The sequence below is a fragment of the Nocardioides cremeus genome, assembly GCF_030518195.1.
GTDB lineage: Bacteria > Actinomycetota > Actinomycetes > Propionibacteriales > Nocardioidaceae > Nocardioides > Nocardioides cremeus.
Window position 1 is genome coordinate 1 of the sequence record NZ_JAULSC010000317.1, and the last position, 275, is coordinate 275.

Genomic DNA, 275 nt, shown 5'->3' on the forward strand with positions numbered 1-275 from the left:
ACAAAGTCCTACCAGATCGGGCACTTGCTCTCTACTGGCAGCGAGTATGACTTTTGCAATGCGGTTCAGTTTTTCATGATAACGTTTCCAGCTCCATCCCCGAACGGAATGAGGAAGATATTCCGAATCGTTCTTCAGTGAATCATGACGACAATCGAACAGATTCTCTACATTGTATTCCATAACACGAAGGGTTTGCTGCGCCTCACATACAGAAGCCGTGAGGCAGGCAGCAAACCCTAGCAATATTTCAGGAAATAATTTCATTATGCCTT

The 275-nt window shown here is 44.7% G+C and carries 1 protein-coding gene; it reads right to left on the bottom strand.

The features are described 5' to 3' along the window. A partial coding sequence (locus QWJ41_RS22565; protein WP_302710491.1) for an endonuclease/exonuclease/phosphatase family protein occupies positions 1-275 on the bottom strand: 275 nt, incomplete at both ends.